Raw genomic sequence first — 16,273 nt, 5'->3', positions numbered from 1 at the left:
TGACCGCCATGCTCGACAGGCCACTGGTGTCCCGGCACACGTACCCGGACCGCGTCGCGCACATCCGCACTCTCGCCGGGGCCGGTGACGACGACGGCCTGGCCGCCGAGCTGGTCGACCTCGCCGCCGCGAACGACGACCGCTGGGCCTTCGACGGGGCGACCGTCCGCGCCGAGCTGCAGGCGCTGCCCGACGGCCGCCGCTCCGGGCTGATCCTGCGGGTGATCGAGCGCGCCACCGCCGCGACCCCGCCGGTGCGCACCGAGCGGCTGCTGGTGCAGCTCCTCGAGGGCATCAGCGCCGACGGGCTGTCCTGGCGCGCCGGCCGGTACCTCATCGACGCCGTCTCGGTCTGGACCGCCGCCGCGCCCGAGATCCTCGCGGTGTTGGCCGAGGTCGCCGAGCGCGAGACGGGCGCGTGCCCGCCGGCGCTCCTCGCGGTCATGCGGCGCACCGCGCACGAGGGCGACAAGCACTGGCCGGCCTGGTTCCGCGCGCCGATGCAGCCCTGGCTGGACCGCACGGCCGGCCGGCTCAACGTCGGCGAGGCGTGGGCCGAGGCGGCCGACACCGAGACGCCCGGTCCCGCGCTGCTCGCCCACGCGCTGGCCGCCTCCGGCGCGAAGCCCGCCTCCCGCTGGGCCGTGCGCGCCCGGACCCTGTTACCGGAGCTCGGCGGCGACGAGACCCGCGCCCTGATCCGCCGCTGGTTCGCCCTCGTACCCCGGCCCCGCACCATCGCGCTGCGCTCGGCGGAGCGCTGGGACCCGAACGAGGTCCCCGACCCGTACAACGCGCGGGCCCTGCGCGGCCTGCTGTACCTGCTCGCCGTCACCCCGCCGCACGAGGACGACGTCGCCGCGATCGGGCGGCTGGTGCAGTACAGCGGCGAAAAGATCCCCGGACACGGCCCGCGCAGCCAGATGCTCGCGCACGCCGGCATCCACGCCCTGGAGCGCTTCAGCACCCTGGCCGCCCTGCGGGAGCTGACCCGGCTGCGCTCCATCGGCCAGCCGCCCGGCATCGCGGCCGCCCTGACCGCCGCCATCGCCGCCCGGTCCGTGGCGCTCGGCGTCGACCCGGCCCGGCTCTGACGCCCGGCCGGGGAATGCGCGGCCGGGGCCGGGCGTCACATCTGGCATGAGTTCGCGGATCGTCTCCTGTGTCCGGTGCGGGCAGCGCAACCGCGTGCCGGCGGCCGCCTCCGGCAAGCCCGTGTGCGGCAAGTGCCGCGCGGCGGTGCCCTGGATCGTCGACGCCGACGAGACCACGTTCGGCGAGGTGGCCGAGCGCTCCACCACGCCCGTCCTGGTGGACCTGTGGGCCCCGTGGTGCGGCCCGTGCCGGATGGTCGGCCCGGCCCTCGAACAGGTCGCGGGCGAGCTGGCCGGCGCGGTGAAGCTCGTGAAGGTCAACGTCGACGACGCGCCCGGCCTGCAGCGCCGATTCGACGTGCGCGCGGTGCCGACGCTGATGATCGTCAAGGACGGCCGGGTGATCGCCCGCCAGGCCGGGGCCGCCTCGCCCGCGGCGCTGCGCGGCTGGGTCGAGCGCACCCTCCAGGCGACGAAGACCGCCTGAGGCGGGCGCTACCGGACCGCGGCGCGGGCGGCGACGTCGGCCATCGCGGCCCGGTACGCCGATCGCTCCAGCTCCCCGCGCAGCAGCCCCTCGATCGCCTCCCACTCGGCGGCGGCCAGCCCGTCGGCGTCCGGCGCCGCGGCCCGTGCGCCCGCCCGCGCGGCGAACCGCGTGCGCGGCGGCGGCAGCGGGCCGAAGCGCGACGCCAGCCAGAGCGCGGCCCGCGGCTCGTAGGCGCTGCGGCGCCGGTCGCGGCGGATCAGCCGGGCGTGCGCGGCGATCAGCCCGGCGTACACGAGCGCGATGAGCAGGGCGACGATCAGCGGTGCGGGCACGACCCAGTCTCCCACGCGTAGGCTGTCCGCCGTGGCCGACATCCGGGTGTACCGCGCCGGGCCCGCCGACCTCGCCGCGATCCTGCCGCTCGTGCGGGAGTTCTGCGCCGCCGACGGGCACGAGTACGACGAGCCGCGGGTCAGCCGCGCGCTCGGCCCGCTCCTCGCCGGCGATGCGCACGGCCAGGTCTGGCTGGTCGGGTCGGCCGCCGGGTACGCGGTCGTCACGTGGGGCTGGAGCCTCGAGTCGGGCGGGCGCGAGGCGCTGCTCGACGAGATCTACGTGCGCGAGCGCGGCCACGGGGCCGGGGCCGCGCTGCTCGAACGGGTGCTCGCGGCCGCGGCGCAGGCGGGCGCGGCCGTCATGTTCCTGGAGACCGAGGCGCACAACGACCGGGTCCGCGGCTTCTACGCGCGGCACGGGTTCACCGCCGACGACTCCGTTTGGATGAGCCGGGCGCTGGACTGACGAACGGGTAACCGTACAGTGTCACGTGCGGAAGCGTCCGGGGCACGGCACCGCCCCGGACGCCTCCCCTCAGCGGAGCCGCGGCGTGAGGCGCCCGAGGATCTCGGCCAGCACCGCGGGGCTTGTCGCGAAGTTCAGCCGGGCGCAGTCGCCGGTGTCGACGTCGGTACCCTCGGCGAACTCCGCCCCTTCGCTGAGCCGCACCCGGGCGGTCTCCTCCAGCCAGGCCGCCGGCGCGGGGGCCCGCAGGCCGCCGAGCCAGGCGAGGTAGGTGCCCTCCGGCTCGGTGTACCGCAGCGGCAGCCCGCCCGCCCAGGCGCTGACCGCGGCCCGGTTCGCGGTGAGCGTGGCCCGCAGCCCCTCCAGCCAGCCGGCGCCGTCGCGCCACGCGGCCACCGTCGCGAGGCGGCCGAGGGTGCTCGGGGTACCGAAGATGTCGGGTGGCATCGCGTCGAGCCGGGCGCGCAGGGCGGGCGGGCCGACGTGGGCGACCGCGCAGCGCAGCCCGGCGAGGTTGAAGGCCTTCGTCGCCGAGGTGGTGGTGACGGTGCGCCGGGCCGCCTCCGGGCCCAGCGCCGCGAACGGTATGTGCCGGTGCGGGGCGTACACCAGGTCGGCGTGGATCTCGTCGGCGAGCACCGGCAGGTCGTGCCGCTCGGCCAGCTCCAGTACCGCCTCGAGCTCGGCGCGCCGGAACACCCGGCCGCTGGGGTTCTGCGGGTTCACGAGCACCAGCAGCCGCACACCGTCCATCGGGGACTGTCCGAGCGGGACGATCCGCCGGCCGCTGCGGACGATCGCGGCGAGGAACGGCGGATACGCGGGCACGTGGATCGCCACCCCGTCGCCGGGCCGGGTGGTCTGCTCGATCATCACCTGGAGGACCTGCAGCACGTCGGTGAACACGCGGGTGTGCCCGCCGCTCGGCGTCCACCCGTGGCGGCCGGCCATCCACGCCTCGAACGCGGCCGGCACCGGGTCGCCGTCCGGCCAGTGCGGATAGCCGAAGTCCTCCCGGTCAACGGCATCGAGCAGCGCATGTCGTACCGCGGGCGCCACCCCGAGGTCCATGTCGGCGACCCAGGCCCCGATCGTGTCGGGCGCGACCGCGCCCCACTTGACCCCGGTGCCGCGCCGCAGCCGCGCGGTGTCGACTGTGGACTGCGGCCGGAGGAGGTCGCGCAGGATCTCCATCTGGCCGTGGTGCTGGGCGAGCTCCTCGTACACGTGCAGCAGCGCCGCCCCCTGCGTAGCGATGCCGGCCGGCCCGAGGAAGCTCTTGTCGGGCACCGCCCGCAGCGGCGCCGCGAAGTCGGCCGCGCGCGCATCGGCCGCCAGCTGTACCCGCGTAGCGTCCACCCGCGCGATGAGCGGCGCGACGGGCCCGGCGGCGGTGAACTCGGCGTCGCGGTCGCGCTCGACCACCCGCCCGGCCACGAGCGCCCCGGCCCAGTAGTCGACAACGCCCAGGCAGTGCGTCAGCAGCGCGTACGGCGAGCTGGCCCCCTGCACCGGCGGCCGCGTGCTCGCCAGCTCGTCCCCGAGCCCGCCCACGATCCCGGCCATCCCGGACAGCGCCCGCCCGGTCGCGTCCAGGTACTCCTCGACGGTGATCACCCCTGCGCCTCCCCTCGCGTCACCGCCTTGACCGGTGACGCGAGGAAGCTTGCGCCGGCCCGCCGCCGCCTGTCAAGCGGGCTTGCCCAGGACGGCGTCACCTGCCATGGTGGTGACGTGACGTTCGTGTTCGTCAGCGGCGACCTCGCCCTGGACTTCGCCGCGACCCGCAAGTGGCGCCGCCGCCCCGACCCCGACGAGCTGCTGCCCACCGGTGCCGACGCCGCCCGCTGGGCCGTCGAGGCCGGCGTGCTGACCCGCCCGCCCCGGATCGCCGACGAGGAGCTGCGCGAGCTGCTGACCCTGCGCGAGTCCGTCTACCGCCTGGTGCACCCGGCCGCGGCCCCGCCCCGCCCGGCCGACGTGCGCGTGCTGAACCGCGCCGCGGCCCACCCGGGCCCCCGCGCGTCGTTGACGGCGGACGGCGTACGCCGCACCGGCGACGGCCAGGCCCTGGCCGCCGCGATCGCCGGCGCGGCCCTGACCCTGCTGGAGACTCACCCGTCGATCCGCGAGTGCGCGGGCGAGGACTGCACGCGCCTGTTCGTCGACCGCTCGCGCGCGGGCAACCGCACCTGGTGCGGCATGGAGGAGTGCGGCAACCGGGTGAAGGCCGCGTCCTACCGCGCCCGCCGCGCAGCGCCCCGGACCGGCCGCTGACGCGCGCACCAGTCCAGGTGCACGCCGGCGACGCGCCCGGCCACGGGCACTGTAGTCGGCGGTCAGCCGAGAACCAGCGTCCCGCCGACGCGGCGCGGGATGCGGCCGCCCTCGGGGACGTCGCGCAACTCGTCCGGCAGCAGTTCCGGCGGGACGTCCTGGAAGCAGACGGGGCGCAGCCAGCGGCGGATCGCGCTCGTGCCGACACTGGTGTGCAGGGCGTCGGTGGTGGCCGGGTACGGGCCGCCGTGGTGCATCGCCCACGCGACCGCCACACCCGTCGGGTAGCCGTTCCACACGACGCGCCCGGCCGTGCGGTGCGCGTGGTCCAGTAGCCGGGCGGCCAGCGGCCGGTCCTCGTCGTCGGCGTGGATGGTGACGGTGAGCGCGGGCCCGAAACGGCGCAGCGTGGTGAGGGCGTCGTCGTCGGTGTCGTACTCGACGACGATCAGCTCGGGCCCGAAGCACTCTTCCAGCAGCGGGCCCTCGAGCGCGTCCGGCCGGGCCCGCAGCAGCAGCGGCGAGCCCCGGAAGCCCTCGGCCGGCCCGTCGCCGCCCCGGGCGAGCACCTCGACGCCGGCCGCGGCGAGCAGGCGCCCGGCGCCGTCGGCGTACGCGTCGGCGATGCGTTCGCTCAGCATGATGCCGGCGCCCGCCGCGGCGACCCGGTCGGCGAGCGCCTGCGTCAGCGCCGCACCGGCCTCACTGGCCGGTACGACCGCGATCCCCGGCTTGGTGCAGAACTGCCCGACCCCGAGCATGAAGGAGGTCGCGAGCCCGTCGCCGATCTGTGCGCCGCGGTTACGGGCGGCGGCGCGGCCGACCACGAAGGTGTTGACCGCGCCGAGCTCGCCGTAGAAGGGAATCGGCGCCGGCCGGGCGGCGGCGAGGTCGGCGAGCAGCCGGCCGACGCGCAGCGAGCCGGTGAAGCCGACCGCGGTGATGTCCGGGTGCTGCACGAGCCGCGCCGCGGTCTCCTCGCGGTACACGAGCGACACCACATCGGTGCTCAGGCCCGCGGCCCGGGCGCCGGTTAGCAGCGCGTCGCGGGACTGCAGCGAGGTGGCGGGGTGGGCCGGATGGACCTTCGCGACCACGGGGCAGCCGGCGGCCAGTGCGGAGGCGGTGTCGCCGCCCGGAACGGAGAAGGCGAACGGGAAGTTGGCGGCGCCGAAGACCGCCACCGGCCCCAGCGGGACGAGCATCCGGCGCAGATCCGGGCGCGGGCCCATCGGGGTCGGACCGGCGTGGTCGATGGCCGCCTCGAGGTAGGCGCCGTCGTCGAGCACGTCGGCGAAGAGCCCGAGCTGATACGCCGTGCGGGTCAGTTCCGCGTTCAGCCGCTGCGGGCCCAGGCCCGTCTCACGGTCGGCCACCGCCACCAGCGCCGTGCGGCGCTCCTCGACCGCGGCCGCCATGGCCCGCAGCATCGCCGCCCGGCCGGCCCGCCCGGCCCCTTCGAGCTCGCGGTGTGCGGCACGGGCGCGCTCCCCCAGCCGGTCGAGGTCCTCGGCGGGGATGTCGAGAACCTCGGTGGTGGCGCGCGTGCTCGGGTCGATGCTGACGATCACGGTGTGTACTCCTGAGGGATTCCGCGCCGGACCGGATTGGTCAGGGTGCCGATCGCGTCGATGGTGATCCGGACCGTGTCGCCATCGGCCAGGGTGAACGGCGCCGCCGGGACGAGACCCGTTCCGGTGGACAGCACCGCACCGTCCGGATGAACATCGCCACGCATGACGTAACCGACCAGCTCATCCAGACGCCGGTGCAGCAACGACGTGCTGGTACGGCCCCGCCAATGCTCGCGGCCGTCCCGCTCGATCGCAAGGTCGATCGCGAGCTCGTACGGATCGCTGACATCCCAGGCCGGCGTGATCCACGGACCGAGGGCGCACGACCCGTAGTAGGTCTTCGCCTGCGGCAGATACAACGGATTCGCGCCCTCGATACTGCGAGACGACACGTCGTTGCAGACGGTATACCCGACGATCTCACCGAACCGGTTGATCACGACAGCAAGCTCCGGCTCCGGAACGTCGACCTCCGAATCAACCCGGATCCCGATCGGGGCACCGGGGCCGCGTACCCGCCACGGCACCGACTTGAAGAACAACTCCGGCCGCTGCGCGTCGTACACCAGCGAATACACGTCCGAGGCCCGTTCGCTGTCCTCGATACGGGCCTCCCGCGACACCTGATAGGTGACACCACACGCCCACACCTCGGTCGACGCGTCGACCGGGGCCAGCAACCGCACCCCGGACAGTGGCACCACGGGACCCGACCCGAACCGGGACAACCGCGTCCGCAACTGCGCGGTCGGCAGATGCCACAACTGCGCGAGCGCCGAGACCCCCTCGACCTCCGTGACCGTGCCGTCGGTATGAAGCCCGACGTGGACGTCGCCGTCCAGCTCGTACCTGACGATGTTCAAGGCCTGCACTTTCTGAAGTCGTACGTGCGATCCGCCGGCCGGACGGAGGTCAGCCCTTCACCGCGCCCGCGGTGAGCCCGTCGGTCAGGAAGCGCTGCCCGAAGGCGTACATGAGCACGACGGGGATGCTGACGAGCAGCGACGCGGCGGCGAGCTGGCCCTGCGGCACGACGTCCCCGGCGATCATCGACTGCATTCCCACGGGGAGCGTCTTGTACTCGTCCTTCGTGAGGAAGACGAAGGCGAACAGGAACTCGTTCCAGGCGTTGGTGAGGGTGAACAGCCCGACGGCCAGCAGCCCCGGCTTGGCGAGGGGCAGCATCACCCGGCGGAACGCCTGGAGTCGGGAGCAGCCGTCGACCAGCGCGGCCTCCTCCAGCTCGACCGGGATCGACGAGAAGTACCCCGTCAGCAGCCAGGTGGCGAACGGCAGGGTGAAGGTCGGGTACGTGAGCACCAGCGACCACAGCGAGTCGTTGAGCCGCACCCCGATGAGCAGCTGGTAGAGCGGGATGAACAGCAGTGCGCCCGGCATCACGTAGGTGAGCAGCACCGTGACGGTGAAGCCCTGCGCCCCGCGGAACCGCAGCCGGGCCAGCGCGTAGCCGGCCAGGGCGGCGCAGACGAGGGCGGCCACGGTGGACGCCAGGGATACCAGCACGGTGTTGAGGTACCAGCGCTCGAAGGGCTGGCTCGTGAACAGGTCGCCGAACTGCTGCAGGGTCCAGGGCTGCGGCCAAAGGTCGCTGTAATGCATGACGATCTGGTCCTCGGACTTGAAGGCGGTGACGGCGATCCAGTACAGCGGCCCCAGCCCGAAGGCGAGCAGCCCGGCGAGCGCCACACCGGACCCCAGGTTCGACACCAGGGACGACGCCCGGCGATGGCCCCGGGTGGGCAGCGCCGAGACCACCCGCCCGACCGCCAGCGCGATCAGCAGGATTCCTCCGAGTACCACCGCCGCTTTCCAGAAGATCTGCGGCGAGGCCCAGAGCAGCAGCAGGGCGACGGCCCCGGCGATGACCCACGGCCGCGCCTTCCTCAGCTTTCCGGCCGGGCGGCGCGGCGCGGCGCCGGCGTCCCGGCGCATCGACCGGACCAGGACGAACACCAGGCCGCCGATGACCGGCAGCATGACGAGCGTGACCGCCGCCCCGGCGCCGTACTGCAGCTGCAGGATCGCCTTCGAGTAGGCGACGAGCACGTACGGCGCGGTCGCGTCGCCCGGGCCGCCCTGCGTCAGCAGCCAGATCAGGTCGAAGTTGTTGAACGTCCAGATCGAGGACAGGGTCACCGTCACGGTGATCACGTGGCGCAGTCCGGGCAGGGTCACGTGGACGAACCGCCGCAGCGACGAGGCGCCGTCGATGGTCGCCGCCTCGTACAGGTCGGCCGGGATGGCCTTCAACCCCGCGAGGAACGTGACGGTGAAGAACGGCACCCCCTTCCAGACGTTGACGAGGATCACCGACGGCATGGCCAGCGACGGATCGGACAGCCAGCCGGCCGGCCAGCTGTCGACCAGGTGGGCGCCGGCCAGCAGCGGCCCGATCCCGGACTCGGTGAGCAGCGCGTTGACGCTGCCGAAGATCGGATCGAGCAGCGAGCGCCAGCTGAACGCCGTCACCACCGTCGGGACCACCCACGGCAGCAGCAGCAACCCGGCCAGCACCGCCCGGCCGCGACGCCGGTGGTGCAGCAGCAGGGCCGCGGCGAGCCCCAGCACCACCTTGAACACTTCGGCGTACGCGGTGAACACGAACGAGTTCTCCACGCCCGTGCGGAACTGCTCGTCGCCGGCGAGGGCGATGTAGTTGTCCAGGCCGACGAACACGCTGTCCGGCCCGTGCCGCTCCGTCGTGCTGGTGAAGACCGACCGGGCGATCGGCACGAGCACGAGCCCGCCGACCAGCACCGCCGTCGGCGCCAGGAACAGCGCGGCCAGCCGCCAGTCGCGGCCCAGGCGGCGCTGGGTCGGGGTGAGCGAGCCGCGCCCCGGCAGCGGCGATGCCGCCGCCGCCGGGACCGGCGCGGTGCGGACCGAACTCACTGCGGCAGCCCTTGCTGGTTGAAGATCTGCACCATCTTCGCGTGGGCGGCGGTGACGGCCTTGGCGGGCGCCGTGCCCTGGACGACCTGCTGCATCATGTCGGTGAGGACGTAGGCCCCGACGGCGGCCTGCTGGCCCGCGCTGGCCTTCTGCGGGTAGGCCAGGCCGGTCTTCGTCTTCAGCGGCAGCGACAGCTGAGTGATCTTGCGCAGGACGGAGAACGCGGGGTCGCCGCTGGTGAAGAACGGGTCGGCATCCCAGACCTTGTCCCAGGCGGGCAACGCCAGGCCGGGCGCCTCCTTCGCCACCCCGAGCAGCGCCTTCGCGCTGACCAGGTACTGCGCCAGGAGCTTGGCGAGCGGAGCGTTCTTGGCGCCCTTGAACACGACGAAACCCTGGGACTGGCCGAGCAGCAGGGGGGTGTCGGTCGCCGGACCGATGCAGTCGGCGAACACGTGGGTCTTGTCGTAGACGGGGTTCTTCTTGGTCTTGGAATCCGCGTAGACGCTGAACTGGTTGCGGGTGTAGCCGAGGATGCCGGCCAGCCAGTTCTCGTTGTTGCTGGAGTCGGTCCAGGACGCGACGCCCGGCGGGAGCATCGCCTTGTACTTGGGGTTGGTGTAGATGTCGCCGAGGAAGGTGACCGCCTGCACGGTCTCGGGGGAGTCGAAGATGACCTTCCGGCCGTCGTTGTCCACGATGGAGCCGCCGTAGGCGTTGATCAGCGCCTCGATCATGCCGTTGGCGTCACCGGACCGGTTCACGGTCATGCCCCAGCCGTACCGGCGCTTGCCCGGATCGGAGATCGCCAGGCACAGGTCGCGCAGCTCCTCCCAGCTGTAGACATCCTTGGGGGTGATGCCCTTGTCCTGCATCCAGTCCTTGCGCAGGAACGACCCGATCCCGATGAAGTGGTACGGGATGGCGTACCACTTGCCGTCGAAGACGCAGAAGTTCTTCGACTCCGCCGTGGGCTCGCCGTACTTGGCCTTCAGCGCCGTGACGACGTCCGTCACGTCCTCCAGGTCGCCCAGTGAGTGGAACTGCGCGACGAACCGCGAGTCGGTCATGAACGCCAGGTCGCGGGCCACGCCGCCCTTCACCTCGGCGTCGATCTTGGCCACCACGTCACCGGCGTCGGCCTGGACCAGACTGTTCTCGATTTTCGTGCCGGTGGTGTCGGCGAAGGTCTTGATCGAGCTGTCGAGGGCGGCGTTCGCCGCGGCCGAGTACAGCTTCTGCGACAGCACGCCCATCGCGGAGCCCTTCAGCGGCACCGCGGCGTCGACGAGCTCCTGCGGGACCTCCGGCTGCACCTTGGGGGCCGACTTCGAGGGGCCGTCGCCGCACGCGGCCAGACCAGCCGCGCCGAGCAGCCCGACCCCCATTCCTAGAACGTCGCGCCTGGACCACGACGATGTTTCCTTCATGATTCCGGACCTCCTTCATCTCGCCTCATCACTGCACGCTCAAGGGAGGCGAAGAGGCGTGCCGTCTCTGCGGATGACAGCCGCAAAACCACCGACCGCCGCGCGCGAACTCCACGACCTCAATACCTGCAAAAGAGCGCAAAACATTGACGCTTGTAGCTAGATGTGGCAATCCCTTCCGCTGGCGGGCGGGATGGCGAGGATCGTCTGTCCCCACAGGACGGTGCGACCCGCCCTGGTAGCGCTGTTCGGTATTTCGAACACCATTCGATATATCGGTAGGACGCGACGGTAAAGGACCGCGCCCAGGGGTGTCAATGACGTCGATGGCCGGTTGCCGGCATCGCGCGCCGGACGGGCGGGTCAGCGCGGTGCGCGGTACCCCAGCCGGGTCGACAACGCGGCGGCACCGTCGCGGACCAGCCGCGTCCACTCCGCGTGGGCCGCGGGCGTCCACCGGATGATCGGCGCGGAAACACTCATCGCGGCTACGGTCGCGCCGGTGTGATCGCGGACCGGCGCTCCGACGCAGCGGACCGCGCTGTCGGACTCGCCGTCGTCGAACGCCACGCCCTCGGCGCGGATGCGGTCGAGCTCGACACACAACCGCGCCGGGTCGATGATGCTGTCCGGCGTCATGCCGGGCAGCTCGCCGGGCGGCAGGAGCGCGTCGCGGTCGGCCGGGTCGAGGCTCGCCAGCAGCATCTTGCCGACCGCCGTGCAGTTCGCGGGGAGCCGCCGGCCGACCGCGGACACCATCCGGACGGGGTGCGTGCTGTCGACCTTCACCAGGTAGATCACGTCCGCGCCGTTGAGCACGGCGACGTGCACGGCCTCGTTGCAGGCGGCGGCGACGTCCTTGGCCACGTCCTGCGCCTCCCGGGCCAGGTCCAGCTGGCCGGCGAACGCGGCGCCGAGCTGGAACAACGGCATGCCGAGCCGGAACTGCACCGGCTGGCCGGGCACGGCGATCAGGTAGGACCGCGCGACGAGCGTGACGAGCAGCTCGTGGACGGTGGTCCGGGGCAGGCCGAGCCGCTCGGTGATGTCGCGGGCCGACAGCAGCGGCTGGTCAAGAAAGAGTTCGAGGATGTCGAGGGTGCGGATGACCGCGGGTACCACGCGAGGCATGTCGAGTCCTTTCGAAATACCGAACCGTGTTCGATATTTCGACAGGATAGCGCTGGCGCGGCGCTCCCACCGGCACGGCCACAGCTTGCCCCGGCTGTGCGGCCACGACGACTCTAGACCCCTGCCCGATCCGGTTCGGCGCCGCCCGTCACGATTCCGAATGTCAGATCGTCGTTCCGTCCGTGGGAAAGTAATTGGGGTAAGGGGTTCCCGGGTGTGACCGCGAGCACTACCATGCGAACACCATTCCAATGATCTGATCGATATTCCAGTGAATGGAATATCGAGGGGAAGGCGTCATGCAGTCACGTCGCAGTGCGCAGTGGTACGCGGGAAATGACCGCAACAGCTACATCCACCGGGCCTGGATGCGCCGAGGGCTGCCGGCCGACGCGTTCGACGGACGGCCGCACATCGCGATCGCCAACACCGCCTCCGACCTGACCCCGTGCAACGCCCACCTCGACGAGGTCGCCCGCAGCGTCAGCGATGGCATCTACGAGGCCGGCGGCATCGCGTTGAACCTGCCGGTGGTGTCGCTCGGGGAGACGCAGGTGCGCCCGACGGCGATGCTGTGGCGCAACATGGCCGCGATGGCGACCGAGGAGATGCTGCGGGCCAACCCGATCGACGGCGTGGTCCTGCTCGGCGGGTGCGACAAGACCATCCCGTCCCTGCTGATGGCCGCCGCCTCGGTGGACCTACCCGCCGTCGTGATGCCCGGCGGCCCGATGCTGACCGGGACCTTCCGGGGCGTCCCGCTGGGCTGCGGCACCGGCGTCTGGCAGCTGAGCGAGGAGGTCCGTGCCGGCACCCTGAGCGCCGCCGAGTTCATCCGCTCGGAGTCCTCGATGATCCGCAGCAAGGGTCACTGCAACACCATGGGCACCGCCTCCACCATGGGCCTGCTGGCCGAGGTGCTCGGCATGACCCGGCCCGGCACAGCCGGCATTCCCGCGCCGGACAGCCGCCTGCTGGAGGCCGCCCACGCCACCGGTGTGCTCGTCGTGGACATGATCGAAGCCGGTCGGCGGCCCAGCACCGTGCTGTCCCGGGGCTCGTTCCTCAACGCGATCGTGGCCCTCGCCGCCCTCGGCGGCTCCACCAACGCGGTGGTCCACCTGCTGGCCATCGCCGGCCGGCTCGGTGTCGAGCTCACGCAGGACGACTTCGACCGTACCGGCTCGCACGTGCCGCTGCTGGTGGACCTCCAACCGGCCGGCCGGTTCCTGATGGACGACCTGTACCGGGCGGGTGGTCTGCACGCGGTCCTGAACGAGGTCCGCGACCTGCTCGACCCCGCCGCGCTCACCGTCACCGGGCGGCCGCTGGTGGAGCACCTCGACACCGCGCAGGTCTACGACCGGGAGGTCATCCGGCCGCGGGAACAGCCGCTGCAGCCGGCCGCCGGGATCGCGGTCCTGTACGGCAACCTCGCGCCGGACGGCGCCGTCATCAAGCCCGCCGCCGCATCACCGGAACTGCTTTCGCACCGCGGTCCGGCGGTCGTGTTCGACTCGATCGAGGACCTGCACGCCCGCCTCGACGATCCGGACCTCGGCGTCACCGCCGACTCGGTACTGATCCTGCGGGGCTGCGGCCCGAAGGGCTACCCCGGCATGCCGGAGGTCGCCAACCTGCCGCTGCCGGCCAAGCTGCTCGCCGAGGGCAGCCGGGACATGGTCCGCATCTGCGACGGCCGGATGAGCGGCACCGCGTACGGAACCGTCGTCCTGCACGTCTCGCCGGAGGCCGCCGTCGGCGGGCCGCTGGCCAAGGTCCGCACCGGCGACATGATCGTTCTCGACGTCGCGGGCCGGCGCCTCGACGTCGACATCCCCGACGCCGAGCTCGCCGCCCGAGAGCCCGCCGCCGCCGCCGTGAACGCCTTCGCCCGCCCGCGGCGCGGCTGGGAGCGCCTCTACGTGGACACCGTCGGCCAGGCCAACGTCGGCGCCGACCTCGACTTCCTGCTCGGCTCCAGCGGCGATGCGGTCTCCCGCGAATCCCACTGACGAAGAGCCCCGGTGAGCATCCCCGCGGGGTAGCCGGGTCCCGCCGCCGGGACGGTGCCCCCCGCCCGGGCGGCCGGGCGGGGGGTCCTCGGACCGGTTCAGTTGCCGGCGGAGTTGAAGCCGGCCACCTCCGAGGCGGTCAGGGCGCGGCTGTAGAGCCGCACGCTGTCGATGGCGCCGCTGAGGTACGGGTCGGCGTACTGCGAGCGCCCCAGCCAGTTCTGCGTCGTGTTGCCCAGGCTCGACGGGCTCAGGGTCAGTGACGCGTTGCGGGCGACCTCGGCGCCGTTGACGTACAGGATGCCGAGGTTGCCGCTACGGGTCACCGCCACGTGGGTCCAGGCGCCCGCCGGCAGCGCGGCCGGGGCGTCGATGCGCTGTTCGCCGCCCGCGCCGCCGGTGGTGATGGCGAAGCGGGCCGTGCCGGCGCTGGAGCGCGGGGTCAGGAACATGTTGACGCCGGTGCCGGTGCCGAAGTCGAAGACCCGGGTCCAGCTGGTGAGGGTGTCGATGCGCACCCACAGGGCGATCGAGAACGCGGTGGCGCCGTTGAGGATGCCGGCCGGCAGCGACACGTAGCCGTTGGTGCCGTTGAGGCCGACCGCCGAGCCGGTGCGGCCCGTGGTGTACGTCGTGTTGCTGAGCGTCGCCGTCTTGCCGTTGCCCGTGGCGTCGGTGGCGCTGTTGTCGAAGGGGTAGTAGGCGACGAAGGCGGGCAGCGTCGGACCGCCGCCGGTGACCGACCAGTAGACCGAGTACCGCTGGCCGTGCACCTTGTAGAAGGGCTGGAGGGTGACGCCGTTCGCGGTGTACTGCAGCGGCGTGGACGTGGCCGTGAGCGTGGCGGGGTCGAGGACCGGCAGGGCGGAGAGGTTGTTGGTGCCGAAGAGCCCGCCGAGGACGATCGGGCCGACCTTGACCGCCTGCACGGTGCTGTTGTCGTTGGCGGACTCCCGGGTCAGGGCCATCGGCAGCGTCAGGTCGACGACGTCGCCCGAGGCCCAGGTGCGGGCGATTGTCGCGTAGGTGCCGGGCTGCGGCGCGGCCTGGGCGGTGCCGTTGACCTTCAGCTGGGCGCCGGTGGCCCAGGCCGGGATGCGCACCTTCACCGTGAAGGTGCCCGAGCCCGTGACGGTGAGCTTGGTCGCGCCGGCGTCCGGGAACGTGGTGTCCTGGCGGATGGTGACGCCGCGGGCCGACCAGGTCAGCACCGACGGGATGAACAGGTTGACGTACAGGGTGCTGCCGCCGTCGTGGAAGTAGATGGAGTCGTTGTACTTGGTGTTGCTCTCCATCCCGGTGCCGTGGCAGCACACGAAGCTGTTGTAGTCGTTGCTGTACGTCTTGATGCCGCCCGCCCGCAGCGGCACGTAGTAGCACTGGAACCCGTGCGAGGAGTTCGGGTCCTGGGAGGCGAGGGTCTGGTTGTACACCGCCTTCTCGTAGTAGTCCATGTAGTCGGCGCGGGCCGGGTTGGTGAGGAACAGCTGCCGGGTCAGCTTGAGCATGTTGTACACGTTGCAGCACTCGGCCGTCGTGTCCGACAGCTCGCTGGCGATGCGGTCCGGGGCCTTGAAGTACTCGCCGTTGGAGTTGCCGCCGATCGCGTACGTGTGGTGCCTGGTGACGATGTCCCAGAAGTTCACGGCGATGTCGCGGTAGCGGGTCGTGCCGGTCGCGTGGTACTCGCGGATCGCCCCGATGATCTTCGGGATCTGGGTGTTGGCGTGGTAGTTGTTCAGCGCGTCGGTGTTGCTCGCCAGCGGGTCGAAGATCTCGGCGTGGTCGAACTGCTGGGCGGCGGCGAGGTGGTTGGCGTCGCCGGTGAGCTGGTACAGGTTGGTCAGCACCTCGTTCATGCCGCCGAACTCGGTGTCGAGCATGTTCTGGCGCTGGGTCTGGGTGAGCCGGTCGTTGCGGAACTTGACCCACGACGCCATGCCGGTGAGCACGGTCAGCGCCTGCGCGTTGCCCGCGAGCAGGTGCATGTCGAGCAGCCCGGCCATGATCTTGTGCAGGGTGTAGTACGGCGCCCACACCGACTGCCGCGCCTCGACCCGGTCGATGAAGCTCTCCGGGAAGGCGCTGAGATAGCCGGTGTTGTACCCGGCCGTGGCGGCCCGGGCCTGGCACTGGGCGAGCACGGTGACGAGCTGGTCGCCCTTGGTCTTGAAGGCGGTGTTGCCGGAGCCGGCGTAGGCCTGGGCGAGCGCGCTGAGCAGGTGGCCGGTCGAGTGGCCGCGCAGCTCGGTGGTGGGCGACTCCCAGCCGCCGCAGGCGGTGGCGGACGAGGAGAGCCCGACGTTGAGCCGGAAGGTGTGCAGCATCCGGTCGTTGTCGAGGAACAGCAGGTACGACTGCGTCCGGCCCGCGTTGGCGGTGAACGGGCTGGACAGCAGCTGGACCGAGCTCAAGGGAAACGCGTAGGCCGAGACACCGATGTCTGACCTGGTTGCCGCCAGGGCGATTCCCGGGCGGACCAGCGCGGTGGCGGCCGCGCCGGTCGAGACCGCCAGAATGGTGCGGCGGGTGGGCATGGGGCTCCTCC

Annotated in this window: 13 protein-coding genes; 5 read left to right on the top strand and 8 right to left on the bottom strand. The window is 72.2% G+C overall.

Features of this window, described 5'->3' with window-relative positions; all coding sequences use genetic code 11:
- Nucleotides 1–8: 8 nt before the first annotated feature.
- Nucleotides 9–1,094, top strand: coding sequence for a hypothetical protein (locus tag ACPPVO_RS19140; RefSeq protein WP_426512552.1), 1,086 nt, complete (start codon nucleotides 9–11; stop codon nucleotides 1,092–1,094).
- 46 nt (nucleotides 1,095–1,140) lie between these two features.
- The gene (gene trxA, locus ACPPVO_RS19135; protein ID WP_426512551.1) at nucleotides 1,141–1,581 is read left to right on the top strand and encodes a thioredoxin; all 441 of its coding nucleotides are present in this window, start codon (nucleotides 1,141–1,143) and stop codon (nucleotides 1,579–1,581) included.
- A gap of 8 nt (nucleotides 1,582–1,589) precedes the next feature.
- Here the strand turns inward: trxA and ACPPVO_RS19130 are convergent, their stop codons facing one another.
- The gene (locus tag ACPPVO_RS19130) at nucleotides 1,590–1,931 is read right to left on the bottom strand and encodes a hypothetical protein (RefSeq protein WP_426512550.1); all 342 of its coding nucleotides are present in this window, start codon (nucleotides 1,929–1,931) and stop codon (nucleotides 1,590–1,592) included.
- A 16-nt stretch (nucleotides 1,932–1,947) separates the two neighbouring features.
- Here ACPPVO_RS19130 and ACPPVO_RS19125 point away from each other — a divergent pair, with 16 nt between their 5' ends.
- A complete protein-coding gene (locus ACPPVO_RS19125; RefSeq protein ID WP_426512549.1) occupies nucleotides 1,948–2,385 on the top strand; it encodes an N-acetyltransferase family protein in 438 nt (145 codons plus the stop codon).
- A gap of 69 nt (nucleotides 2,386–2,454) precedes the next feature.
- Here the strand turns inward: ACPPVO_RS19125 and ACPPVO_RS19120 are convergent, their stop codons facing one another.
- Entirely contained in the window at nucleotides 2,455–4,002 is a 1,548-nt protein-coding gene (locus ACPPVO_RS19120; RefSeq protein ID WP_426512548.1) for an aminotransferase class I/II-fold pyridoxal phosphate-dependent enzyme, read from the bottom strand.
- 117 nt (nucleotides 4,003–4,119) lie between these two features.
- Between ACPPVO_RS19120 and ACPPVO_RS19115 the strand changes: the two genes are divergently transcribed.
- Nucleotides 4,120–4,662, top strand: coding sequence for a CGNR zinc finger domain-containing protein (locus tag ACPPVO_RS19115; protein ID WP_426512547.1), 543 nt, complete (start codon nucleotides 4,120–4,122; stop codon nucleotides 4,660–4,662).
- Between the two features lie 62 nt (nucleotides 4,663–4,724).
- Here ACPPVO_RS19115 and ACPPVO_RS19110 read toward each other — a convergent pair whose 3' ends face one another.
- The 5 genes from ACPPVO_RS19110 to ACPPVO_RS19090 all read right to left on the bottom strand — a co-directional run bounded on the left by ACPPVO_RS19110 (nucleotide 4,725) and on the right by ACPPVO_RS19090 (nucleotide 11,710).
- Nucleotides 4,725–6,233: an aldehyde dehydrogenase (NADP(+)) gene (locus ACPPVO_RS19110; RefSeq protein ID WP_426512546.1), complete on the bottom strand. Its 1,509-nt coding sequence runs from the start codon at nucleotides 6,231–6,233 to the stop codon at nucleotides 4,725–4,727.
- Nucleotides 6,230–7,099: a fumarylacetoacetate hydrolase family protein gene (locus ACPPVO_RS19105; protein ID WP_426512545.1), complete on the bottom strand. Its 870-nt coding sequence runs from the start codon at nucleotides 7,097–7,099 to the stop codon at nucleotides 6,230–6,232. Before ACPPVO_RS19105 ends, ACPPVO_RS19110 begins: the two co-directional genes overlap by 4 nt.
- Before the next feature lie 49 nt (nucleotides 7,100–7,148).
- Nucleotides 7,149–9,149 (bottom strand): ABC transporter permease subunit, encoded by a 2,001-nt coding sequence (locus ACPPVO_RS19100; RefSeq protein ID WP_426512544.1) that lies wholly within the window; start codon nucleotides 9,147–9,149, stop codon nucleotides 7,149–7,151.
- Nucleotides 9,146–10,537: an extracellular solute-binding protein gene (locus tag ACPPVO_RS19095; RefSeq protein ID WP_426512543.1), complete on the bottom strand. Its 1,392-nt coding sequence runs from the start codon at nucleotides 10,535–10,537 to the stop codon at nucleotides 9,146–9,148. Before ACPPVO_RS19095 ends, ACPPVO_RS19100 begins: the two co-directional genes overlap by 4 nt.
- Nucleotides 10,538–10,942: 405 nt before the next feature.
- On the bottom strand, nucleotides 10,943–11,710 hold the full coding sequence (locus tag ACPPVO_RS19090) for an IclR family transcriptional regulator (protein ID WP_426512542.1): 768 nt from the start codon (nucleotides 11,708–11,710) through the stop codon (nucleotides 10,943–10,945).
- Nucleotides 11,711–12,009: 299 nt separating this feature from the next.
- On the opposite strand from ACPPVO_RS19090, the gene ACPPVO_RS19085 reads away from it, so the two are divergent.
- A complete protein-coding gene (locus ACPPVO_RS19085; protein WP_426512541.1) occupies nucleotides 12,010–13,725 on the top strand; it encodes a dihydroxy-acid dehydratase in 1,716 nt (571 codons plus the stop codon).
- 98 nt (nucleotides 13,726–13,823) lie between these two features.
- Here the strand turns inward: ACPPVO_RS19085 and ACPPVO_RS19080 are convergent, their stop codons facing one another.
- Nucleotides 13,824–16,262 carry a beta-L-arabinofuranosidase domain-containing protein gene (locus ACPPVO_RS19080; RefSeq protein ID WP_426512540.1) on the bottom strand — a complete coding sequence of 813 codons (2,439 nt, stop codon included), beginning with the start codon at nucleotides 16,260–16,262 and terminating at the stop codon, nucleotides 13,824–13,826.
- Nucleotides 16,263–16,273 lie beyond the last annotated feature (11 nt).

This window comes from Dactylosporangium sp. McL0621 (genome assembly GCF_049995355.1).
Classification (GTDB): domain Bacteria; phylum Actinomycetota; class Actinomycetes; order Mycobacteriales; family Micromonosporaceae; genus Dactylosporangium.
This window is presented reverse-complemented; position numbering and strand designations above follow the sequence as displayed.

Excerpts from the sequence above, each read along its gene's own strand:
- ACPPVO_RS19140 (WP_426512552.1), top strand. The coding sequence starts at position 9 with ATGCTCGACAGGCCACTGGTGTCCCGGCACACGTACCCGGACCGCGTC.
- trxA (WP_426512551.1), top strand. The coding sequence starts at position 1,141 with ATGAGTTCGCGGATCGTCTCCTGTGTCCGGTGCGGGCAGCGCAACCGC.
- ACPPVO_RS19095 (WP_426512543.1), bottom strand. The coding sequence starts at position 10,537 with ATGGGGGTCGGGCTGCTCGGCGCGGCTGGTCTGGCCGCGTGCGGCGAC.
- ACPPVO_RS19090 (WP_426512542.1), bottom strand. The coding sequence starts at position 11,710 with ATGCCTCGCGTGGTACCCGCGGTCATCCGCACCCTCGACATCCTCGAA.
- ACPPVO_RS19085 (WP_426512541.1), top strand. The coding sequence starts at position 12,010 with ATGCAGTCACGTCGCAGTGCGCAGTGGTACGCGGGAAATGACCGCAAC.
- ACPPVO_RS19080 (WP_426512540.1), bottom strand. The coding sequence starts at position 16,262 with ATGCCCACCCGCCGCACCATTCTGGCGGTCTCGACCGGCGCGGCCGCC.